At 63.1% G+C, this 22,982-nt stretch carries 21 protein-coding genes; 3 read left to right on the forward strand and 18 right to left on the reverse strand.

The genetic code is table 11. The features are described 5' to 3' along the window. Positions 1 to 66: 66 nt before the first annotated feature. From FS777_RS06225 to FS777_RS06275, 11 genes are all read right to left on the reverse strand, one after another. Positions 67 to 825 (reverse strand): WecB/TagA/CpsF family glycosyltransferase, encoded by a 759-nt coding sequence (locus FS777_RS06225; protein ID WP_078478659.1) that lies wholly within the window; start codon positions 823 to 825, stop codon positions 67 to 69. After that, positions 825 to 2,012 (reverse strand): glycosyltransferase family 2 protein, encoded by a 1,188-nt coding sequence (locus tag FS777_RS06230; RefSeq protein WP_145254505.1) that lies wholly within the window; start codon positions 2,010 to 2,012, stop codon positions 825 to 827. Before FS777_RS06230 ends, FS777_RS06225 begins: the two co-directional genes overlap by 1 nt. Further along, positions 2,009 to 3,211, reverse strand: coding sequence for a glycosyltransferase (locus FS777_RS06235; protein ID WP_078478661.1), 1,203 nt, complete (start codon positions 3,209 to 3,211; stop codon positions 2,009 to 2,011). Before FS777_RS06235 ends, FS777_RS06230 begins: the two co-directional genes overlap by 4 nt. Positions 3,212 to 3,260: 49 nt before the next feature. Continuing rightward, a complete protein-coding gene (locus tag FS777_RS06240; RefSeq protein WP_145254508.1) occupies positions 3,261 to 4,265 on the reverse strand; it encodes a DUF535 family protein in 1,005 nt (334 codons plus the stop codon). Between the two features lie 9 nt (positions 4,266 to 4,274). Then, positions 4,275 to 5,261, reverse strand: a complete 987-nt coding sequence (locus FS777_RS06245) for a glycosyltransferase family 2 protein (RefSeq protein ID WP_241493171.1) — start codon at positions 5,259 to 5,261, stop codon at positions 4,275 to 4,277. Then, positions 5,258 to 5,782, reverse strand: a complete 525-nt coding sequence (locus FS777_RS06250) for a serine O-acetyltransferase (protein ID WP_058639225.1) — start codon at positions 5,780 to 5,782, stop codon at positions 5,258 to 5,260. The genes FS777_RS06245 and FS777_RS06250 overlap by 4 nt, the downstream gene beginning before the upstream one ends. 6 nt (positions 5,783 to 5,788) lie before the next feature. Next, positions 5,789 to 6,742, reverse strand: a complete 954-nt coding sequence (locus FS777_RS06255; RefSeq protein ID WP_058639224.1) for a glycosyltransferase family 2 protein — start codon at positions 6,740 to 6,742, stop codon at positions 5,789 to 5,791. Then, complete coding sequence (locus FS777_RS06260; RefSeq protein ID WP_027916342.1) at positions 6,735 to 7,352, reverse strand: acyltransferase; 618 nt, start codon at positions 7,350 to 7,352, stop codon at positions 6,735 to 6,737. Before FS777_RS06260 ends, FS777_RS06255 begins: the two co-directional genes overlap by 8 nt. 104 nt (positions 7,353 to 7,456) lie before the next feature. Next, positions 7,457 to 8,923, reverse strand: a complete 1,467-nt coding sequence (locus FS777_RS06265; RefSeq protein ID WP_078478663.1) for an FAD-dependent oxidoreductase — start codon at positions 8,921 to 8,923, stop codon at positions 7,457 to 7,459. Beyond that, positions 8,920 to 9,132: a twin-arginine translocation signal domain-containing protein gene (locus tag FS777_RS06270; RefSeq protein ID WP_145254511.1), complete on the reverse strand. Its 213-nt coding sequence runs from the start codon at positions 9,130 to 9,132 to the stop codon at positions 8,920 to 8,922. Before FS777_RS06270 ends, FS777_RS06265 begins: the two co-directional genes overlap by 4 nt. Before the next feature lie 40 nt (positions 9,133 to 9,172). Then, on the reverse strand, positions 9,173 to 10,549 hold the full coding sequence (locus tag FS777_RS06275) for an oligosaccharide flippase family protein (RefSeq protein ID WP_145254514.1): 1,377 nt from the start codon (positions 10,547 to 10,549) through the stop codon (positions 9,173 to 9,175). A gap of 95 nt (positions 10,550 to 10,644) precedes the next feature. Between FS777_RS06275 and FS777_RS06280 the strand changes: the two genes are divergently transcribed. From FS777_RS06280 to galE, 3 genes are all read left to right on the forward strand, one after another. After that, positions 10,645 to 12,180 (forward strand): O-antigen ligase, encoded by a 1,536-nt coding sequence (locus FS777_RS06280; protein ID WP_058639220.1) that lies wholly within the window; start codon positions 10,645 to 10,647, stop codon positions 12,178 to 12,180. Further along, positions 12,177 to 14,774, forward strand: coding sequence for a cellulase family glycosylhydrolase (locus tag FS777_RS06285; RefSeq protein WP_145254517.1), 2,598 nt, complete (start codon positions 12,177 to 12,179; stop codon positions 14,772 to 14,774). The genes FS777_RS06280 and FS777_RS06285 overlap by 4 nt, the downstream gene beginning before the upstream one ends. A 106-nt stretch (positions 14,775 to 14,880) precedes the next feature. Further along, positions 14,881 to 15,858, forward strand: a complete 978-nt coding sequence (gene galE / locus FS777_RS06290; protein ID WP_058639218.1) for a UDP-glucose 4-epimerase GalE — start codon at positions 14,881 to 14,883, stop codon at positions 15,856 to 15,858. Positions 15,859 to 15,898: 40 nt separating this feature from the next. On the opposite strand, the gene FS777_RS06295 is transcribed toward galE, so the two are convergent. The 7 genes from FS777_RS06295 to FS777_RS06320 all read right to left on the reverse strand — a co-directional run bounded on the left by FS777_RS06295 (position 15,899) and on the right by FS777_RS06320 (position 22,950). Then, positions 15,899 to 16,705 carry a CpsD/CapB family tyrosine-protein kinase gene (locus FS777_RS06295; protein WP_058604641.1) on the reverse strand — a complete coding sequence of 269 codons (807 nt, stop codon included), beginning with the start codon at positions 16,703 to 16,705 and terminating at the stop codon, positions 15,899 to 15,901. A 10-nt stretch (positions 16,706 to 16,715) separates the two neighbouring features. Continuing rightward, entirely contained in the window at positions 16,716 to 18,278 is a 1,563-nt protein-coding gene (locus FS777_RS06300; protein WP_058639217.1) for a Wzz/FepE/Etk N-terminal domain-containing protein, read from the reverse strand. Between the two features lie 19 nt (positions 18,279 to 18,297). Further along, positions 18,298 to 19,413 (reverse strand): hypothetical protein, encoded by a 1,116-nt coding sequence (locus FS777_RS06305; protein WP_058604643.1) that lies wholly within the window; start codon positions 19,411 to 19,413, stop codon positions 18,298 to 18,300. A 25-nt stretch (positions 19,414 to 19,438) separates the two neighbouring features. Further along, positions 19,439 to 19,996, reverse strand: coding sequence for a polysaccharide biosynthesis/export family protein (locus FS777_RS06310; protein WP_058604644.1), 558 nt, complete (start codon positions 19,994 to 19,996; stop codon positions 19,439 to 19,441). Positions 19,997 to 20,224: 228 nt separating this feature from the next. Next, the gene (eppA, locus tag FS777_RS21380; protein WP_167339149.1) at positions 20,225 to 20,401 is read right to left on the reverse strand and encodes an EPS-associated small membrane protein EppA; all 177 of its coding nucleotides are present in this window, start codon (positions 20,399 to 20,401) and stop codon (positions 20,225 to 20,227) included. A 321-nt stretch (positions 20,402 to 20,722) separates the two neighbouring features. Further along, positions 20,723 to 22,141, reverse strand: coding sequence for a short-chain fatty acid transporter (locus tag FS777_RS06315; RefSeq protein WP_058639215.1), 1,419 nt, complete (start codon positions 22,139 to 22,141; stop codon positions 20,723 to 20,725). A gap of 152 nt (positions 22,142 to 22,293) precedes the next feature. Beyond that, a complete protein-coding gene (locus FS777_RS06320) occupies positions 22,294 to 22,950 on the reverse strand; it encodes a CoA transferase subunit B (RefSeq protein WP_023535443.1) in 657 nt (218 codons plus the stop codon). Positions 22,951 to 22,982: the final 32 nt, after the last annotated feature.

Consider the following 22,982-nt stretch of genomic DNA (forward strand, 5'->3'; position numbering starts at 1 on the left):
GCGGTGATATCACTGTAGCAGCCCGTCCTTGGCTGCGCGGTAACTTCGGGCGACCGCGCCATGTCGTCAGCCGCCAGGATGCAGCGCTCGCCCTGCCCGGGCGAACCGCCGGGCGCGTAACAGGAACAGCGGGTTGCCCACCACGTAGCGCATGAACAGCCGCCGGGGCTCGCACAGCAAGCGGTACAGCCACTCTGCACCCAGCCGCCTGACCCAGGCCGGTGCGCGATGGACCTTGCCGCCCATGAAGTCCAACACGGCGCCGCCGCAAACGATCGTGCACACAAGGCCCGTGCCTTTGAGCGCAGCCGCCACGGCCTCCTGCTTGGGCATGCCCATGCCTAGCAGGATCAGATCCGGCCGATGCTCGGTCGCCAGGTGCAGGTACGTCGACACGTCGGCGAAGCCGTCATGCACCGAAACCGGCGTGACGCCATAGGTGGCAACGCAGCACTGAACAGCCTGCCCCAGATAAGGCTGGCGGGTGCCCCAGAAGGCCACGCGGCGGCCTGCGTAGGCGTGCACCAGCCGAGGAATGAAATCCGTCCCGTTCATGTTCAACCCTGGCGCCAACCCCAGCTGACGGTACAGCATCGCCATGCCCGAGCCATCGCGCAGCAGCACATCGGCGCCCAGCAGCGCCTCGCCATAGGCGTCATCGCGAACGATCAGGTTCATGGCATGGGCATTGACGAAGCCCAGCACGGTCGGGGCTACAGGGGCAGCCAAGGCGTGCAGCAGGCGCTCAGCAGCCTCGCTATCCTCGACCACCTGCAGCTGGTCGATCACCGCGTGCCACCGTGCTGGCCACTGCTTTGCGGCCATCAATCGTCCTCCCGGCGGGAGCGCACCCACTCCACCTGGCGCTTGATCAGAAAGCCCACGTAAACCGGCACCTTGCGCAAGGCGTAGAACGGCGCATACAGCAGCACCGAGAACGGGATCACGTCGCGGCAGAATCGTGCCCAGGCCAGCAGCACGGCAAGCGCCAGTAGCAGCAACGCACTCAGCGCCATCCAGGCAGGTGTCGCCACGTCTGCTACGGCGTAGGCCACCCAGGTAAGGGCGTTGAGCCCCAGCAACATCAGGACCAGCAGGGCCAGCGGAGGCACCAGCACGTCCAGCGTCAAACCGGCCAAGGCCACGTTGCGCTGGCTGAAGGCAGCCCAGGCGCGACGGGGCGCATCGGCCAGCATCAGCCCCAGGTGCCCGTGCTCCCAACGCGTGCGCTGGCTGTTAAGGCCTTGCTCACTGGTCGGGAACTGACTGGTGACCAGCGCCTGCGGGCAGAACAACGGCGGCGTGCCCCGCTGGCAGAGGTCAAGGCCCAATTTCACGTCTTCGACCAGATGCCCGTTGGCCAGGTCCACGGCGGCCAAGTCCTGCCACGGGAACGCCATGCCCGAGCCCATGAGCTGGCAGGGCAAGCCCACCCGTGCCCAGCCACGGGGCCGGACCAGGTTCTTGACCCGCCAGGCGAACTCGGCCACCTGCACCTTGAGACCGGCACCTGCCGGCGCCTTCATGAGGTACAGCGCCTGCACCGGCCGGCCGCTCTGCGCGCAGCGAAGGGCCAGTTGTTCGAGCGCCCCTTGCTCAGCACGGCAATCGGCATCGACGATGATCACCACCTGGGGCGGGTCGGCGGCCAGGTGACGCATACCGAAGTCCAGCGCATAGCCTTTACCCCGGCGCAAGGCATCCTGACGCACAACCACTTCAGCACCGCCCTCCTCGGCCCGTCGCGCTGTGTCGTCGCTGCAGTTGTCGGCCACGACCAGCAGGCGGTCACCGGCTTGCAGTTGCGGCACCAGGCTCGCGAGCGTGGCGGCGATGATGCTGGCCTCGTCATGGGCCGGGACCAGCACGGCAACCTGCGGGCGCGCCCGGGCAGCGACGGGTTGCGCACGAGCGGGAAGGTAGGCCAGCAACACCTGCCCCAGCAGCACCAGCACCGGAACCGAGACTAGGAGCGCCAGCCCCCCCAGTAAGAACGTCAATACAGTGATCATGCCGTTGCCTTGAAATACTCGGCCAGCCGGGCCGCCTCAGTGTCCACATCATGCCGCTCCAACACCCGCGCATGGCCGGCTGCGCCCATCCGCTGCAACGCCTCGACCGGCTGCCGGAGGCAGTCAGCCATGGCTTCGGTCAATTGTTCGACGTCCCCCGCTGGCACCAGCCAGCCGTTCTCGCCAGGGCGCACCAGTTCGGGGATACCTGCCACATAGGTGCTCAGCACAGGACGACGCAGCGCCATGGCCTCCATCAAGACCACGGGCAACCCTTCGGCGAAGCTGGGCAGCACCAAGGCACGCGCCGCAAGCATGTGCTCGCGCACCTGCTCACTGCCGATCCAGCCGGTGATGCATACCTGTTGCTGCAAGCCATGATGGGCGATCAACCGCTCTATCTCGCCACGCATCTCGCCATCACCGGCCAGCACCAGTTCGAAGGCGATGGAACGCGCCGCCAGCCGGGACGCGGCCTCCAGCAGCAGTAACTGGCCTTTCTGCTCGCACAGGCGGCCCACGCAAACCAGTCTCGGGGCCTGGGGTATCGCCACGCTGGGCACCTCATGAAACGCGCGTTCCAGACCGCAATGCACCACCTTGACCTTCGGCCAGTTGGCGTGGGCCACCCAGCGATATAGCTGGCTGCGTCCGTAGGCACTGACAGCCGCTACGAACGCTGCACGGTCGACCTTGTCGCCCAGGTGCAGGAACTGCGGCTTGTCGAACTCCTCCGGTCCGTGGACGGTGAAACTGAACGGCGGCCCACCCAGTGCGTGGACAAGCATGACGACTTCAGCGGAGTTGGTGCCAAAGTGGGCATGAACGTGGGAGGCTCCGCTTTGCTGCAGCCAGAGCAGTACCTGGCAGGCTTCAGCCAGGTATACCAGGTGATACGGCCAGGCGCGGTCCGCCCTGTATCCCATGCGCAAGGCCAGGCTCAGGGTTTGGCAGAAACGCCGTGGTTGTGCCCGCAGCACGCGCCAGAGCGGTTTGAGCAAACCCGCCAGCCCATGCTGCAGCACATACACCGTTTTGGCTTTCTCGCAGACATCCTCAGGGTCCTGCAACTGGGCGTCCCATCCGCGCAGGGCAATGCGCTGAACCGTAATGCCCAGGCGTTCAATCGCCAGGATTTCGCGCCGTATGAAACTGTGACTCACCTTCGGGTACTGATTGACGAAGTAAGCAATACGCATACGAATCCAGATCCAAACCCGCTTGATGACACACCACGCCCGACAAGCCTTATGTACGGCCTTCTGTCAGGGGCGGAGCGTCCACTGCCGATGCATGCCCAGCGCATGCATCCCCTTGTAGTTCTTGTAGTTCATGGTTGCCGGCAGCGCCTGCCAAAGCCTTGTGCATGCGCGTGAAAACACTGTCGAGCAAAGCTTGCCGGCGGCGGTACATCGCCCGTTTCTTGGCGGGAATGTCCGATTCGGCGCGCTGTGCAGCCACCAGGGGTAGCTCGAAAAAACCGTTGCAGGGCGTCGGCTGGCCGCCGTGCTCCTGCCAGATAGCATCGTAGTCGGCTGCCAGTTCACGGGCGGTGTCGGCGCCAAAATAGGGATGACGGTGGTGCCTGCAGCCGTCGCTGACGGCCAGTATGCGATCGACCGAGAGCGAGCGGGCCAGGCACTTGAGCGCTTCGAGCACCAGGCTGCGCGGGCGCAGGCCTTCGAAATGCTTGGTCAGGTCGCGGTAGATGCCCAAGGACGTTTCACTGTCGATACCTTTGTGGATGCCTTGCACGGCGCCGATGAAAAGCGTCAACCTGTTCCCGTCGTTACACAGGGTGAAGGCCAGTGACGCGACCCGCAGCTCGCCCTGAAACAGGTTCAGGACCAACTCGCCTTCGCGCTTGAACCAGATCGGCCGGTCCAGCACCAGGCTGCAGGCCGGTGAATGGTCCCCCAAATCGCACAACACGCGGCGCTCATCGCGGCCTGTGATCAGCAGCACCGGCGCTTTAGCAGTCACCACTTCGAAATGCGAGGCCACGGTGTCGAGCCGTTGGGCCACGTTCCAGCCGCTGCTGATGTAGGGCCATTGCACCATGCCCAGCGCGTCGTCCCCTACGCGCTGCCGCCATTGGGGGCCCAGTGCAGTCCTCATGCGCCCCATGAAATGCTCGAGCGCGTGGCGATGGCTCACCATCAGCACGGCCAGCGCGTACTTGCTCTTCAAGGCTCGCGGGGTGAAACCGGGTTGCAACGTCGATAGGCTGCTCAAGAGGCGGACAAGCATCATGGGGTCATCTCACTTGTACTCGATCAGCGCTGATTTGCCGGGCAACAGCCGCTGGCGCCAGAATTTCAGTTGCCCCACTGCCTCTGGGAATTTGCCCAGGACCAGAAACAAGGCCTGCAACCTGCGTTGCCGGGGCGCCAGGCCGCCGCGCCTGGCCAACCGCAGGACTTGCAGTGGGTACAGCAGCAAGAGCGCCAGCCCCCCTGCCCCGAACAGCAGGCATGCCGCCAGTGTCAGCAGCGGGATCCCCAGCCCCCAGACCCAGGCACGGCGGGACTCACGCACCCAGTGCCGCTCGGGTGCAGCACCATGCAACCAGGCGCCTTCGGCATAGGCGTAGCCGGCGCGCATGCTGCGTCGCCACCATTGGCCGAAGCGCGTCATGGCTGCATCGTGCAGGGTCATTTCGGCGTCCAGGCGCCATATTTTCCAGCCCGCGGCTCGCAAACGTACACACAGCTCCGGCTCCTCGCCGGCAATCAGCCCCGCCCGGAAGCCGCCTACGCTGGCGAATGCCTGGGCACGCATCAATGCGTCACCGCCACAGGCCTCGGCTTGGCCAACCGGGGTGTCCCACTCCAGGTCGCACAACTGGTTGTAGACGCTATGCTGGGCAAAGCGCTCACGCCGCCGCCCGCAAACCACCGCAACCTCGGCGTGCTGTTGCAAGAAGGCGTGGGCAGTGGGCAGCCACTGGGCGTCGATCTCGCAGTCGCCATCAACGAACTGCACCATGTCCAGACCAGGCTGCAACTGGTGCAGCCTGGCGAAGCCTTCGTTGCGCGCGCGGGCGGCAGTGAATGGGATACTCAAGTCCAGGGCCAGGACGTGTACACCCAACTGATGCGCGAGCTGAACCGAGCCATCGGTGGAGCCGGAATCCACGTACACCACCGTATCGACACGGGTCACCAGCGCGCGCAGGCAGCGCGCCAGGCGCTGGCCTTCGTTGCGGCCAATCACCACGACGCCAATGCTCTCCAGGTGTGCGCTCACGGCATCACCTGCGTCGCAGGGCTGCGCCTGGGCTTGACCACCGCCGGCACGCCCACGGCAATGCTGTTGTCCGGCACATCGACCAGCACGACGGCATTGGCGCCAATCACCACATTGTTGCCAATGCGTATGTCGCCCAGAATCTTGGCGCCGGTACCAATGTCCACATTGTTACCGAACACGGGCGCCACAGGCCGATCGACCTGCTTGAGCCCCACCACCACGCCGTTGCGAATGCGACAGTCGTCACCGAACCGGGCGTAGCCGCTGACGATGATGCCGCCGAAGTGATCGATGACGAAATTGCGACCCACCAACGCCTCGCAAGGCAGTTCGACCCCGGTCAGGATCTGTACCAGTTTGAACAACACCTTGTAGACCAGCGAACAGAGCTTGCGCAGTGGCGCAGGCTTTACGCCATAGCGCCAGCGACCGAACCGGTAGACCAACATCACCCAGAACCCCTGGGCTCCCCAGTCGCCACCGTGGGCCCGCAGATCGGCACGAATATTCTCGAACATGGCGCGCTACCTTGTCGGCTGGGTGGCGTAGCGGGTTTTGAACAGCAATGCCCACGTGGTGCGGCTATGCAGCCAGCAGGCCTTCAAGGCCTCCCGCCCGCGCCGCTTGATCATTGCCTTGAGCGCCAGTATCACGTCACCCAGGCTCACCAGCCCCATATGCAGGGCAAGGCCCGCGCGGCCGTGGTGCTTGCGAAAGTACAGCAGCTCGCTTTCGATCTGATACGTGGAGATCTGTCGGCTCGCGGCTTCGAGCTGGGCCACCGACTTGGAGCTCTCGCCGCCGATATGCACCACCGTGGTGTGCGGGTAAAACACCACCTTCCAGCCCGCGGCCTTGACGCGCTTGCAGTGGTCGACCTCTTCGTAATACAGAAAGAAACGGGGGTCGAACAGCCCCACCTGGTCAAGGACTTCGCGGCGCACCAGGTAGAAACATCCAGGCAGCCAATCGCATTCGCGCACCGAGCCATGGTCCCAGCTCATGTCGTCGACGCGCTGTACGCCGGGGACGAAGCGTTCGAGCCCGGTGCGGGCGAGAAACACGTTGAGCGGCGTCGGAAAATACCGGCAGCTCGGTTGCAGGCTGCCATCGCGACCTTCGAGCCGAACACCGAGCACGCCACATTCCGGATGCGCCTGCATGTAGTCCAGCGTTTTGTGCAGCGCGTCCTGGGCGATGAAAGCATCAGTGTTGAGCAGCAGGGCGTACTGGCCTTGCAGGTGCGCCAGCAACTGGTTGTTGGCACGACCAAACCCTACGTTCTTCGGGTTGCTCAGCACCACTGCCTGAGGGCAGACCTGGGTCAGGCGTGCAAGTGAGTCATCGGCCGAGGCGTTGTCCACCACCAGGTAGCGCGCCAGATGCTCACTGTCGGCGCTGCGCAAGGCATCGAACATGGGCTGCAGCAAACCGGCCGTGTTGAAATTGACCACCATCACATCCACCGGCTTAGCCATTGTCGCTGTCCCCGAAGAAGTACTGGCGCCGCTGGGCCATCAGCATGGGCTCCACCTGCGGGTCGAAGGCGCCCTTGCGCTGCTTGACGATGTCGATCCAGGGATAGGCTTCGCAGCGGGCTTCCACCCGTTTGATCAGCGCGTCGGTGGTGCAGATGAAGGCCGCGGGGTTACCCCCGTAGACGGTGCCAGGCGGCACGTCCTTGGTCACCACGGCCCCGGCGGCCACGACGGAGTCCGGGCCGATGGTCACGCGTGGCATGACGATTGCGCCGTGACCGATGAAACAGTTGTCCTTGATGTCGATGAAGCCGACCGAGTCCAGGTGCTTGCCGAAGCGGTGCTCGATCAGTAGCACGACGCCGTCATGGCCGATGAGGGTGCAATCGGACAAGCCCACGCTGTTGCCGATGCGCACCAGCGATGGATCGGTCACGTTGCAACCCTGGTTGATGTAGACGTTGGTGCCCACGGAGTGAAAACCGCCCCAGCGGGCCAGGTAGGTGCCCCATTCCAGCCCCGCAGGGTTGCACATCTTCTTGTACAAACCGCGCGCCCGTCCCGTGCGGTGGGCATACTGCATTACGGCTCTGCGTATCCATCCCATCATGCTGCCTGGCCTCGCAATCGATGCAACCTGAGTTATCCCTGGGCGCCGCCGGTCTCATTCTTGTGTGTGCTGACCGCCGCACCCCTTTTCCTAAAGCGGGTGGATCACGCCGCGGCGCTCCTCTGGGCGCTCATGCGGGCATCGAGGTGTTCGGCCAGGCGCACGGCGAATTGCAACAGTGGCATGGTCGGGTTGGAGGCACCGCCGGTGGCGAAGATGCTGCTGCCGGCTGCATACAGGTTGTCGGTGCCGAACACCTTGCAGTCGCGGTCCACCACGCCATGACGGGCGTCGGCGGCCATGCGCGTGGTGCCCATGTGGTGGGCGTGCGGCGACAGCCTGAGCGGTACCGAGGTGTCGTAGACGAAGTCGTTGAGTTTGACGAACCCCAGGTTCTGCTTGGCCCACTGGGTCGCAAGCTCGGTGCCGATGCACTTGATCGTGTGCCGGTCCTGCTCGTCGAGTACCCAGTTGACGTTGACCTTGGCCACGCCCAGCGCATCCTTCTCGTCGAGCAAGGAGATCCGGCTGTGCAGGCTTGGGAACTGTTCGATCATGGTGCTGATGATGCCATCGCCTGGGCAGCTGAAGCTGGCGACGAAGGCCACCTTGCTGGCCACGCCCATGTCACAGGCCAAGGTTTCCAAAAAGTACTTGACCTCGGCGGTACGCCCGTAGGTTTGCACATCGGCCAGCAGGGCCGCGCGCACATTGCCCTTGCCGATCTTGAAATGCTCGATGAAGGCGTCGGTGGTGTAGTACTCGCGCGGATCGGGATCAAGCCCCGACTTGAGGATGAACGTGCCCATGTCGATGTTCAGGTGCTCCATGAAGCACCGGCCCACCAAGCCGTCCTTGCTGATCACCCCGGCCGCTGCCAGGGAGGTGCTGTTGAGCAGTTGCCGCGCGTTCTCGATGGCGCCTGCGGCGAGGATGAACTGCCGCGCGACCTGACGCTGGCGGTTGCCGGCGTAGTCTGACAGCAGCACCGCTGCCAGCCGACCAGAGGCGGGGTCGAATTCCAGGTCTACGCAGTTGCAATTGATGAACACGTCCAGCCCTGGGGTTTGTTCCAGGGCGGTGGCGTACTTTTGGGCAAATCGGGTTGGGGTACTGAGCAGGAAGCGGTCCGGTTCGAACTCGTCGCCGTCCAGGCCCGTGTTGATGGCGTGAAAGTCCGCACCGGCGGGCAAATCGACGATGTCCATGGCGGCGGGCAGGTAGCGCGCGATTTCGGCGTAGGCAATGGGCCAGCCTGGCAGGTCGCCTGGCGGAGCGATGGAAAAATCGGACGGGGTAAAGGGTCGGCAGCGGCCTGCCCAATGGTTTGAAGTACCGCCCAGGTAACGCAGCCGGGTCTGTTCGGCATACAGTTGCAGCCCACTGGAGGTGCAGGCGTACAGCTCCTGAGAGCGAGGTGCATAGTCATGCCCACCCCCCTCTGCCAGCAACACGCTCCAGCCAGCCGCCGCCAGGCGCAACCCAAGCGTGATGCCGGCCGGGCCGGCGCCGATGATGCACACGTCGTAGCTGTCGCGCAGCGTCTTGTGTTCCTGAAAATCGGTGATCATGCCGACGGGCTCTTGAAATACTGGGACGGCAATACCCAGCCATTGATGACCACGAACGCCTCGCTGGTGTCAGCGGTGTGCCGTGGCAGCGTTTGGCCGGCGACCGCCGTCATCGGACCCAGCACGGCGCCTGTCGCCCCTACCACCGCGCACCCCTTGAGAAACCTCCTGCGACCTACCTGTGACGCACACACGCTCTGCTTGCCCATGATCACCTGGCCATCCTCACAAAATTCCGACAGGTAGCGCTCAGATCCACTCGAACAACGCGGTTAGCCCAGCCCCGCACAGCGCCCCGGCCACAAGGGCCGGCAACACTGCAAGCTCGCGCTTGAGGCTGAACATACCCAGTTTGCTGTTCACGTAAACGATCAACACCAGTGTGGGCAGCGTGTGCAGGGCAACGCCCCAAATCGCCCAGTCCACCCCACCGAAATACAGCAGTACCGGCAGCAACCCCCACAACGACACCAGGCGGATGATGTTGTCCATGGCCTGGTACTTGGTCAGCCCCAAGGCGATCCAGACCTGATGGGCCAATGTATAGCGCAATGTGAGGAAGGACAGCGAGAGAATTGCGAGCATCGGCCCTGCTTCACGGTACCGCTCGTCGTACATCCAGCCAATCAGCAGCGGGCTGGCGGTCAGAAACCCCCCGCAGGTGAACAGCACCAGCAGGTCCACCAACAGCCGGAAACGGTGATACAGGGCCACCAGACGTTCGCGATCGTCAGCACGCGCTGCCTCGCTGAACGCTGGCAGCGCCACGGCGCCGACCACCTTCATAATGGCCATCTGCACCGCACCGAGGATCAACACGGCGATGGAGTACACCCCCAGCTGCGCCGCCGTCATGCTGGCACCGAACCAGATACGGTCACCATACATGGCCAGCACCCCGACCATCGAAGACAGCAGGATCCAGCGCCCGAACACGATCAGCTCGTTCAGGGCGGCGCGGTCCCAGTGCAGGCGGTTGCCAGGGCCTTCCAGCGCAGTGTGGCCCAGTACCGTCCAGGCCAGGGCAGAGACCAGGCCAGCGCTGACCAGCGCCCAGATGGAATGGGTCAGGTAGCCCACCACAAGCATTACCAGCAGGCCCGCGACTTGGGACGCCAGGTCGACCAGCACCACGCGCTTTTGTTGGAAGGTTCGCACTGCCACGTCTATCTTGGTGGACTGAAAACCCCAGATCACGGCAGACAGGCCGGTGATGGCCAGTACCGCCGGCAACACGGGTGCTGCATACGTCGCGTCCGCAGGCCATAGCTCAGCCACCTGCGCCAGCCACGCGCCCAGGGCCAGAAGCAAGGTCAAGGCGAACAGGATGAAGCCGCGAATGATCTGCACGGTCCAGGCCGTGTTGAGGAAAACGGGGTCGTCACCCCGGTGGCTCTGGATGATGTTCTGGCGCAGGCCAACATCGGAGAGCAAGTGAAGCAGTACCGAAACCGTGGTGGCGATGACCATGACCCCGAACATCTCCGGGACCAGGATACGCGCCATGATCAGGTTGCCGCCCAGGCGCATCAGTTGGGAAGCCACTTGCGAGACCAGGTTCCATGAACCCGCCCGCAAGGCCCGCGAGCGCAGGCTCGGGGTGGCTGACACCTCAATCGACGGCATGGGTTCAATCTCTGACTGAATGGCTAAAAGTCACTATAGTTTCAATTAGCCATGATGCTAGCCGTGGCCCACCGAAAGGAAGGTGTAAATAGCTGATGCCTGAACATTTTCGCGCGTTGATCGTCATCCTGTTCCTGGCCAGCGTGGTATTCGTGCTGGCTCGGCGTCCTGCCACCGACCTGATCCCGCTGCGCGATTTCAAGCGCCGGCGCAACCTGTGGTTTTTGCTGACGGTACTGGCGTTCGTCTCCCACAGCTTCTGGCTGTACCTGGCGGCAGGCGGGCTTATCCTGTACCTGGCCGGGCGCCGTGAGCATAACCCCATGGCGCTGTTCTACCTGCTGCTGTTCCTGATCCCACCGGCGGCGGCGCAGGTACCGGGGTTCGGCGTGGTCAACTACCTGGTCGACCTCAACCACATCCGCCTGTTGACGCTGTGCGTGCTGCTACCGGCCGCACTGACCCTGCGTCGGCAGCCGGACACGCTGCGCTTCGGCCGCACCTGGCCAGATCGCCTGCTGGCAGCGAGCCTGGTGTTGATGAGTGTGCTCTACTTGCGCGAAACCACGCCCACCGACACCCTACGCCAGACGCTGTACCTGTATGTCGATGTGTTCCTGCCCTACTACGTGGCCAGCCGTGGGTTGCGCCAGGTCAGCGACTTCAAGGACGCCATGCTGGCCTTCGTGCTGGTCGGTTTCCTGCTGGCGTTGATCGGGGTCGCCGAGTACGTACGCCACTGGTTGCTGTACAGCGCCCTGATCGACGCCATGGGTGTGCCCTGGAGCCTGTCAGGCTACCTGAGCCGCGGCGGGGCCCTGCGGGCCAGCGTTACCACGGGCCAGGCCATCGTGCTGGGTTATGTGATGAGCGTCGCCATTGGTCTGTTCCTGTTCGTGCAAGGTTACCTGCGCCGTCCGTTGCACCGCTGGATGGGCGCGTTGTTGCTGGCTGCCGGTCTGTTCGCGCCGCTCTCACGCGGGCCCTGGATCGGCGCTGCGGTGATCGTGGTGGTGTTCGTGGCACTGGGCAGGGGTGCCGTGCGGCGCCTGGCCCTGCTGGCTACGGCGGGGGTGCTCGCACTGCCGCTGCTGGGCGTGATACCCGGTGGCGATAAAGTGCTGGACCTGCTGCCGTTCATTGGCAACCTTGAAAAAGAGAACATCACCTACCGCGAGCGGCTCATGGACAATGCCTGGATCGTCATTCAGCGCAATCCGTTGTTCGGCTCGTTCGATTTTCGCAACACGCCCGAAATGCAGTCGATGATCCAGGGAGAAGGCATCATCGATATCGTCAATTCCTACATCAATTTGGCCCTGCACGTCGGCTTGGTCGGGCTTGGATTGTTCGTGGCCTTTTTTGCCGTGGTGCTGCGCGGCCTCTACAAGGCCATGCGCAGCTTCGACGACAAGGATGACGAACGTCGCCAGCTTGGCCGGGTGTTGCTGGCGACATTGATCGGCATCCTGGTGATCATCTTCACCGTCAGCAGCATCACCTTCATCCCGGTGGTGTACTGGTCCATCGCCGGACTGGCTGTGGCCTACACCCACATGGTCCGCCGGCAGCACGCGCTCGCTACGCCCGCTTACGACATCCCCTCTGCGCAACCCAGGAGCCTTTCATGACCCTGCCTGCCATGCGTGCCCTGCTGAGCCTGACCGCCCTGTGCGCCCTGGCCTTGCCCATCAACGTTCAGGCCGAGGCGTGGCAGGTCAGCATCGATGAGCAGAACGGCCTGCCGGTGGTGACACAGGGCGGCGGGCCGGTGATGAGCGCCAAGTTCGACTTCTGGGGGCAGGACTGGAGCTGGACGGGTTTCCAGACGGCCCTGAGCGTCGATGGCCCGGCACGCTACACCTTGCAGGGGCAGAACAAGGATCTGGATTTCGAGCTCAAGGCGGCAATCACCCAGGTGCAACCGCAAACCCTGGCGTGGGACTTCGACCTTGATGCCCATAGCCGCCAGCGCGATGTGATAGGCGGGGGCATGGTGTTCCAGTTCGACCCGGCGCAGATCGCAGGGCCCATGGGTGCCCCGCAACTGCTGGCCGGTAACCGCGGGTGGTCCTGGGGCGGTGCCGAGCAGGGCCGGCGTGTAGAGATGCGTTTCGACCCACCCTTGGCCAAGGTCTACTTCGAGCGCGGCAACCCCTCGGAGCTGCGCGCCTTCTTCTACAAAGACGACATCGCCCCCGGCAAGCAACAGCTCAAGGCCACGCTGAACGTTACGGGGGACATTGCACTGGCGCCCACGCCAACCGAGCGCTTCGGCCTGGTGGACCCAAAGACCTGGCCACTGGACCAGTTGGACTGGCGCACATCACCGGTGGACCTGTCGTTTCTCAATGCGCAGCAAAAACCCGCCGGCAAACACGGCTTCGTCAAGGCGTCCGGTGAACAACTGGTGTTCGAGGACAGCACGCCCGTGCGGTTCTGGGGCACCAACCTGTCGGCCTACTCCCTGTTCAAGAGCCCTGACGAGGAGATTGTCCAGCAGGCCAAACGCCTGTCGGCGCTGGGCTTCAACCTTGTACGGCTGCACCATCACGACTCGCCCTGGGTGAGCCCCAATGTGTTTGGTGACGGTACGCTGGTACGCAACACCCAACAGGTGGACGCCGAGTCCATGCGCAAGCTTGACCTCTGGATCAAGGCGCTGAAGGACGAGGGCATCTACATCTGGCTGGACCTGCACGTGCAACGCGCCCTGACCACCCAGGACGGTATCGATGACTTTGGCGAACTGGCCAAGGGCGAAGCGCGGGTCGACCTGAAGGGCTACGCCTACGTCAACGCCAGCATCCAGCAGGCGATGAAACGCTTTGCCACTCAGTACCTAGGCCATGTAAATCCCCTGACAGGGCTGGCTTACAAAGATGACCCCGCCATCGCGGCTATCCTGCTCACCAACGAGAACGACATCACCCAGCACTACGGCAACGCCCTGCTCCCGGACAAGGACGTGCCCCGCCACAGTCAGCGTTACATGGCCGCTGCCAAGGCGTTCGCCAGCCAGCACGACCTGCCTGCGGACCTGACCTGGCGGGCCTGGCAGCCTGGCCCCTCCAAGCTGTTTCTCAACGACCTCGAGCAGCGCTTCAATGCCGACATGATCGCGCACCTGCGCGCCTTGGCGGTAAGAGTGCCGATCGCCACCACCAGCACCTGGGGAGGCAATGGGCTGAGTGCCCTGCCCGCCCTCACGGTGGGTGATGTCATCGATGCCCACAGCTACGGTGCCAGCGGCCAGCTGGAGAAGAACCCGCTGACCAGTGATGGTTTGATCGACTGGCTGGCCGCCGCCCAGGTCGTGGGCAAGCCGTTGACGGTCAGTGAATGGAACGCCGAGCCATTCCCGTTGCCTGACCGGCACTCCCTGCCGCTGTATATCGCCGGCACCGCCAGCCACCAGGGTTGGGACGCCATGCTGCAGTACGCCTACAGTCAACAGGCGTTCAACCCCGGCTGGCGCACGGCAGACAACTGGCATGCCTACAATGATCCGGCATTGCTTGCCACCCTGCCGGCTGCGGCGCTGATGTATCGGCGCGGGGACGTTCAACCCGCCAGTACCCAGTACGTATTCGCGCCCAGCCCCGATACCTTGTTCAATCAGGAGATCACCCCGCGTACTTCGGCGCTGCTGCGCACGGCGGTAGGTCTGGGCCAGCTGCAGATCGCCTTGCCTGCCACGCCCGAGTTGCCCTGGCTCAAACCTGCTGCCATCGCTGACGGAGCTACCGTGTTGCACGACCCTGCCCAGGCGTTGCTGCCGGCAGACGCGACTGAGTCGGTGAGCGATACCGGCGAGCTCAAGCGCAACTGGCAGTCGGGCCTCTACACCATCGACACGCCGCTCACCCAAGCGGTGACGGGCTGGCTGGGCGGGCGCACGATCACGTTGGCTGATGTCCAGGTGCAGGCAAGCACGCCCTACGCCAGTGTCGCCGTGCAAAGCCTTGACGGGGTCGTGCTAGGCCAGTCGCGCAGCATGCTGGTGTCCCTGGGCACACGAGCGGTGCCCCAGCCTGAGCAAAACACGCGCTTTCATGTCGAGCCGCTCAAGGCCGAGCTGAGCATCAAGGCGCCTGCTGGGTTGAAACTGTTCGCCCGCGATGCCCAGGCGCAGCTCAAACCCCTGCCCGCCAGCTACCGAGATGGGCGTTATCACATCATCCTGGACGGCACCTACATGTCCAATTGGCTGTTCTTGAAATAGGGCAGATGGCCATCTACGCTCAGGGCACCTGTTAGCCGAGCATCCCGCCTGCATGTTCCAGGGACGGTTCACGGTGTCTGTCGACAGCGGCTTCGTGGAGGTGTGGATGAGGTACCTGGTGGTGGGGGGCTCGGGCTACATTGGCTCGCACATGGTCGGCTATCTGTTGGCTGCCGGGCATTCAGTGGTTGTAGCAGACCTGGTATCGCCAGGGCCGGGCGTTCAGTGGGCCCGATTGGATATCGCCGATGAAGCTGCGCTAAACGTGCTGTTCGGCATGTGCACGTTCGACGCGGTGTTTCATTTTGCCTCATTCATCCAGGTCGGCGAATCGGTCAGCGCACCGGGCAAGTATTACCAGAACAACGTCGCCGCTACCCTGTCGCTGCTGCAGGCGATGGTCAACGCAGGTATCAAGTGCCTGATTTTCTCCTCCACGGCGGCTGTGTATGGGGATCCGCAGTACGTGCCCATCGACGAGGCCCATCCCAAGTCGCCGATCAACCCGTATGGGCTGAGCAAGTGGATGGTGGAACAGATTCTTGAGGACTTCGATCGGGCCTATGGGCTCAAGTCGGTGTGCCTGCGCTATTTCAATGCCGCAGGCGCCGACCCGGCCGGGTTGCTCGGCGAGCGCCATGAGCCGGAGACACACCTGATCCCGCTCATCCTCCAGGCCGCCTCGGGCCGGCGCGAGGCAGTCACGGTGTTCGGCCGGGACTACCCCACCCCGGACGGCACGTGCATCCGCGATTACGTCCATGTGACTGATCTGGCCTGCGCCCATGCACTGGCCGTGGACTACCTGCTCGAAGGCGGTGAGCGTGCAGTGTTCAACCTGGGCAATGGCCAAGGGTTCTCGGTGCAGGAGGTCATTGATGCGGCCAGGACCGTGACGGGCCGCCCCATCACCGTGCTGGATGCACCGCGCCGCGCAGGCGACCCGCCTCGACTGGTGGCCGATGCCAGCAAGGCCATGCAGGTGCTGGGTTGGCGGCCTGTGCACGCGGAGCTGGAAGTGATCGTGGCCCACGCCTGGCAATGGGAGCGGCAGTACCCGTGGCCTGCGATGTCGTGGCGTTGAGCGTCTGCCGGGGCCTGCGTGGTGGCGCCCCTGCACGCGCTCAGTAGTAGGGCTGCGGTTTTTCGTCGGCCTTGTTCAGGACGGTGCCAATCAGGTTCGCCGTGCCCAGATGGTGCAGGCAGTCCTCGATCTCTTTTTTGGTGTTCATGCCGTTGGCCACCACCAACAGCACGCAGTCGAACGTGGGCAGCACGGTGATCGCATCGTCGGAGCTCAGCAGCGGTGGCAAGTCGAAGATGCAGATACGCGAGGCATAGCGATTGCGCAGGTCGCTGACCAGGTGGGTGACCTTGGGTGAGCACAATACTTCAGTCGACATGGGGACCGGCACCCGCGTCGGCAGTACGACGAAGCGAGGCAATGTCGGGTTCACCAGGCAATCCTGCAATGGCGCCTGGTCATCGAGAAACTCGTTCAACGAGCAGTCCATGGGTAGCCCCAGGCTTCTGCCGACGCGGGGGCGCCGCAGGTCGAAATCCACCAGCAAGGCCGTGCGGGTGGTGTAATGGGCAATGCTCATGGCCAGGTTGATAGCCAGTACCGTCTTGCCCGCTTCGGGGGTGGGGGACGTAATGGCCAGGGTGCGCCAGCCATTTTCCTCCATGGTCCTGAGCACCTGGGTGCGCAGCAGGTCAATGGGCCCGTTCATGCTGGAGTTCTTGTTGTAGGCAACGATGCGATGACGTTCCAAGTGGTCGGCCTTGAGCGCCACCACCTTGGTATTGACGTAGTCGAACTGCCCCGGGACTTCGGCAAGCGCGGTGCCCGGTGCCGGGGTCACGGCCTGGGGCGTACCTGGAGTGACCGGGTGAAGGGTATTGCCATAAGCCGGTGTATTCCTGTCCATCACTGCTTTCCTATGCAAACCTGGAAGTGAGCTTGAGCAACAGCACATCCAGCGGCATGTAGAAGAGGTGTACCAGCCCTACCAGGATAGCCACCAGACACAACGCTGCCAGAATCAGGCCGTTGCGCCAGCGCTTGCGCCTGGCCACGTCGGCGCGGGTGTCGATGTAAGGCAGCGCCACCAGTACGCGCCTGCCCAGCAGGTTCTCAAGGGCGCCCACGCCCCGCACCCGTTGGTTGAGCATCTCCAGCAACATGACCAGCGCCCCACCACCTGCCGGCGCCAGCACCAGCCCCAGTGCCGCGATTTTCTTGCGGTTGGGCTTGATAGGCTTTTCGGGCATCAAGGGCGGTTCGAGCAGTACGAAACGCTCGGCCTTGTTTTCCTGCTCGAGGCTCTCGGTGATTTTGGCGCCCATTTCCTTGGCCCGGATCTCCTCGTATTTCTTGCGCGCGTTGTCATGGTCGCGCATCAGCGTCACCAGGCCGCGCTCAACCTGCGGCGCTTCGAGAATCTCGGCTTCGTACCCTTCCATCTTGCGGGTCAACTCGCGCTTCTGCTCGGCCAACGAGGCAATACGCACCTGTGCGGCGCTCATCTTGGCCCTTACGCGTGCCGCATCCAGGCTCACCGTCGAGGCCACGCTACCGGTCTGGCCACTGGCCTCCAGCGCTTGAATCTTGCGTTTGACCGCGGCCACGTCGGGGTGCGCTTCCTTGTAGCGGGTCAACAAGCGGGCGTATTCGGCCTTCAGGCTGGCCAGGTCCTGAGGCTGATCCGCGCCCGCTGGACGCGCGCCCTCCCCGGTTTTGGTACCAAGGCCGGCATTGGCGGCGGACAGCTCAAGCTCCAGGTAGCGCAGTTCCTCCTGGGCCGCCTTGTAGTCGCGGTCTACCTCGCGGAACTCGAGCTCTGCCCGCGAAAGCATGTTCATGCGCAGCGTCTGATGCTCAGGCAACGCGTTGGCATGGGCCTGCTTGAAGTCGGCCAACTGGTTCTCCAGGCTGGCCAGCTCTGCCCCCAGCTTGTTCGCCTCCTGGGTCAGAAACTCGGTGGTCTCGTTGGCCCGCTCCGTGCGCTGCTTGAGGTTCTCATTGAGAAACAGTGTCACCAGTTCATCGGCGACTTCTTTGGTCAGCTCTGGTTGACGATGTTCGAAGGACACGTTGAAGGCCACCGTCGCCTCGCCGCGTCCACGCACGAACGTGGTCAATGTCTGGACCGCGATGGCGTTGCGCATCTGGTCGATCTTGTCGCTTTCGCTCAAGCGCTTGTCAGCAAACAGTCCGTACTTGTCGATGATGCGCAGTAGGTTTTCCCGCGTCATCACCCGCTGGCGAATAACCTCGATGCGCTCGTCGGCAAAGCTGGTGGTGTTGGTTGACACCAGTTCGGGTGAGATCTGCTGGGACTCCACCAGGATCGTGCCGGTGGACTGGTAGATCGGTGGCACCATCAACGCCACGGCGACGGTGGCGGCCAGGATGACGGCTGCGCTGACCCCCAACACCACGGCCCGGTCCTTGATAATGGCGATGTAATCTCTGAGGGAGAGCTCGTAATCGGACTTCATGGGGCCACCTGTAAGCGGTTCAGATGTCGGGATAGCGGTATGTCAGGGTCAAGCCAACGATCGTGGCGGTCGCATCGCCGTCAAGGTCCTGCTTGCGCTCCTTGTAGGTCAGCGCCAGGCGCACGTCCCAATAGGGGGACAATTGGCGGCTGGCCCAGAGGCTGTAGATCTGCAAGGTATTGGGTATCTGGCCCTTACTGTCCTGCCAGGCGGCGTCGGCGCCTACCCGGGTCAACGGGTCGAGGGCATAGCTCCAGACCCCACGCACCTGATCGAGCTGGGCGAAGCCGCCTTGGGCACTGGCCACGGTGCTGCGCTCGACCGTCAGGCTGGCATCGCTGCGTGCCCCGGTGTACAGCAGCGCCACGCCGCCCTCACCGCGCCGGCCCCCTTGGCTGCCCGACACCTTGTTGACGCCCAGGTGCGCATCGGCACTCAGTGACTCGGAGAACTGGTACTTGATGCCCACCGCCGGGCTGTAGCTGTTGGAGGCCGTGGCGGTCAGGTCGTCATCGGGTTCATAACGCCGAGCACCGAAGCGGGTATAAACGTCGGCGCGCTCGCTCCAGGCATAGGTCCAGGTCAGGGTATTGGCCAGCTCGTCGTAGCCGGTGAGGCTGTTGATATCGTAACGGGCGCGGTTATAGGTCGTTTCGTTGCTCAGGGTACTGCGTTCGGTGATCGCCTGGCGCCAGTTACCCGTCAAGGTGTACAGCTTCTGCGTGCCATCGGTGGTGACTACGCCCGTATCAAGTACGGTCCCCGACAGCGTCGAGGTTTCGTTGTAGCGTGCCAGGAGCCCGAACTGCCCTCGTTCGGTGGTGCGTTGCCAGCCCAGGCTGATGTCCGGGTCTTCGCGGTCGTCGACGACGTTGGTGTCGGAGGAGCGCAGAATGTCCAGGCCCAGACCCAACCGGAGTTCATCGCGGCCGAAACTGCCGATCAGGGTGTAGTCAGGTGCGATCAGGGTGCGTGTCACCCCTTTCTCGCCCGACGATAGCAACAGCGGGTTGCTGTCGTGTTCGACCGAAGTCGGTACCACCACCGTCGACTGCCAGGTAGCGGCCTGGGTTGAGTGCGCAAGTGGCAAGACAACAATTGCCGCGGCAATGCGTGTTGTTCTTGGAAGAGGCATCAAGTCTACTTATTAAAAGGCATGATCAAGGAACGACCAGCGTGTCACCGGCCTGAAGTTGGAAATTTGTAGACATGTCGCGGCCCGTCACCAGGTCCTTGTATCGCACGGGCAAGATTCGTTGGGACGTGCCAGTGCCACGCACGACCATTATTTCGCTTTCATCGGCAAACTTGTCCAGCCCACCCGACATGCTCAACGCCTGCAGCACGGCCGTGGGGCCTGACATTTGCACAGGGCCGGGCTTTATGACCTTGCCTTGGACATACACCAAGTTGCCCGCGTTACTCTTGACCACCACGCTGACGTTCGGGTCGGGCAAGAACTTTTCAAGTTTGCTGGCCACTTGTTTTTCAACCGAGGCCACATCCAGCCCTGCAACATCTATGCGGCCCGCCAGTGGGAACGTGATGCTGCCATCGGGGAGCACGGTTGCCTCCTGCTTGAGGCTGTCCTCCTGCCAGACCGAGACCATCACCACATCGCCGGGATTAAGGCGGTAGGCCGATTCCGAGGGCGCGGCAGCGCACTGACCCGACCACATTGCAACCAGGCCAACGACGGCGAACAATGAACGCACCATGAGGGTCCCTCCGGCCAAATGGCCCGACTAGAGCATTGAAGAGAACAACACACCAACTCTCGCTCCACTTCGCAGTCACCACCGCAAGCGCCACGCTCTGCCGGCCGCTAGGCGGCACGTCGAACCCTGTTGACCAGACTTCGAGAGGGTAATGGCAATATAGCAACGCTTGACGAATTCACAAGCCAACTCAAGCGGTCTTACCTGAGTGACTGTAACAGCGGTCTTTCAAATTTTTCTTCGATTGGCCACGGCGACAAAACCCACGACTGCAAATGCGAAGAACCAACCCGCGGTTGCAACAGGAATGATACTGCTCTGGTTGATATACGAATCAGCCGCGCGGGCGGCACCGCTTAGCAGCACCAACAAAAAGATCGATTTCACAATCAGAGTCGTGCGCATACGCCGTCCTTTCAACCAGGATAATCAATGAGTAAGTGGCGCGATGATGCGGGGTGTGTTGCGGTATTGACTTGAGCTTATGGGCACTCTGACATTACGTCAATGAACCGACACCATAATAAATCTCAATGGGCTTAGTCCAAATAAGTCAAAAAAACGTCGCTTGAGTTGTGCAGGTGGTGGGAATGTGGCCTGGTGAATTCAAGGCGGTGGGAGCCTGTTGCTATTCGCGGGCCAAGGGTCGGCTGAGAGAAAGCACCTTGACCACAGCCTTGCACCTCACCTTAAAGCAAGACGCAGTGCTGTGGTCATCAGCAGCCGCTACGGCATGACCGGGGGCGTGTATTGCAGCGTGGTGCCCAAGGCCCACAGCAGGAACAGCACCAGGGGGACGTGCACGAGCAGCTGCACGAAGGAAAACCCGATCAGGTCGCGCGCCTTCAGGCCAAGCACACCCAGCAACGGCAACATGTAGAACGGGTTGATCAGGTTGGGCAACGCTTCGGCTGCGTTGTAGATCTGCACGGCCCAGCCGAGGTGATACTGCAGGTCGTTGGCCACCAGCATCACGTAGGGCGCCTCGATGATCCACTTGCCGCCGCCTGACGGGATGAAGAAGCCCAGTACTGCCGAATAAACACCCATCAACAGGGCATAGGTATCGTGGGTGGCAATTTGGGTGAAGAACAGCGAGATGTGATGGGCAAGCGTCTGTTCGTCGACCCCTTTGACCTGGGTGAGGATCGCGGCAATGGAGCCGTACAACGGGAACTGGATCAGCACGCCGGTGGTGGTGGGCACGGCACGGGCCACCGCGTCGAGGAAGCTGCGCGGCCGCCAGTGCAGCAGTGCGCCGAGCATGATGAACAGCAGGTTGTAGGTGTTCAGGCCGGAGATGGCCGTAATGGCGGGTTTACTCGCGAACTCCTGATACAGCCAGCCTGCGGCGAGTGCAACGAGCAACAAAATCAGCACTGGGCTGTGCTCCAGCCACTCGCCGGGGCGTGTACGCGCCGGTGCCGGCGGGGCGCTGAAGCTTGGGTCCACGCCACAGGCCTCGGCGCTGCGCGCGCTGTTGGGACCCGGCGCCGTGGCATAGGCGATGACCAGCGATACCACGACCAATGCCGCCAACATCACGCCTGACTGCCAGAGGAAGATGGTTTCGGTGAATGGAATGACGCCGGTGATCGACAGGATCGAGGGCGGAAGGCTGGCCGGATTGGCCTGCAACTGAGCCGCCGAAGAGGACAGCCCCAGCGCCCAAACGGCACCCAATCCCAGGTAGGCCGCCGCACCGGCAGCCCTGTAGTCCATCTTGAGGTCGGTACGACGCGCCAGCGCGCGCACCAGCAGGCCACCGAAGACCAGGGACAAGCCCCAGTTGAGCAGTGACGCCAGCATCGAGATCAGGGCTACCCACGCAACGGCTGAGCGACCGTTGCGCGGAATGCGGGCCAAACGATCGATCAGCCGCGCGGCAGGCGGCGAACTGGCGACCACATAACCGCCGATGACCACGAATGCCATCTGCATGGTGAACGGAATCAGGCTCCAGAATCCATCCCCGAAGGCCTTGGCGGTGTCCAGGGGCTTGGCGCCCATGGCCAACGCGCCCAGGCACACCAGCAGCACTGCCAAGGCGGCGAATACCCAGGAGTCGGGGAACCAGCGCTCGGCCCAGTTGGAACAGCGCAGGGCAAAGCGTGCAGAGCGGCTGTCTTGTAGTTCAGCGGCCACGGAAGCGTCCTTTTATTGGTTTTATAGGTAGATGAAAGGCCGCGCATAAACGCGCGAACCCTGCGCCAACCAACCCGCCCGCCAGGTACCGTGGTGAAGGCGGCAACCTGGACGAGCGGGTTCGTCGCAGCAGGGCGACATTGCATGTGGGGTTAGAAGGTCATTTCCTTCACATCATCGGCCACGATGAGCTTGCCGGCCGTCTTGGCGACGATTTCTTCGACGCTCACACCGGGCGCGGTTTCGCGCAGGATGAATGCACCGTCCTCAATCTCAAGATAAGCCAGGTCGGTGAGCACCTTGCGGATGCAGCCCGCGCCGGTCAACGGCAGGCTGCACTGGGGCAGCAGCTTGGACTCTCCGTCCTTGGAGGCGTGGGTCATGGTGACGATGATGTTTTCCGCACCGGCCACAAGGTCCATGGCGCCCCCCATGCCCTTGACCAGCTTGCCCGGGATCATCCAGGAAGCGATGTTGCCCTGCACGTCCACTTCGAAGGCACCGAGCACGGTCAGGTCGACGTGACCGCCGCGGATCATGGCGAACGACTGCGCCGAGTCGAAGATCGATGCACCAATGCGGGCGGTGACAGTCTGTTTGCCCGCGTTGATCATGTCAGCATCAAGGGTCGCTTCGGTGGGGAATTCCCCCATGCCCAACAGGCCGTTTTCCGACTGGAGCATCACGTCCATGTCGGCCGGCACATAATTGGCGACCAAGGTGGGAATACCGATACCCAAGTTGACGTAGTAACCGTCCTTGAGTTCACGTGCAACGCGTTGGGCCATCTGTTCGCGGGTCAGTGCCATGGTCAGGATCTCTTTGTTGTTCTGTAGGGGCG

It is taken from the genome of Pseudomonas sp. DE0157, from assembly GCF_007678615.1.
In the GTDB taxonomy this organism is placed as follows: Bacteria; Pseudomonadota; Gammaproteobacteria; order Pseudomonadales; family Pseudomonadaceae; genus Aquipseudomonas; species Aquipseudomonas parafulva_B.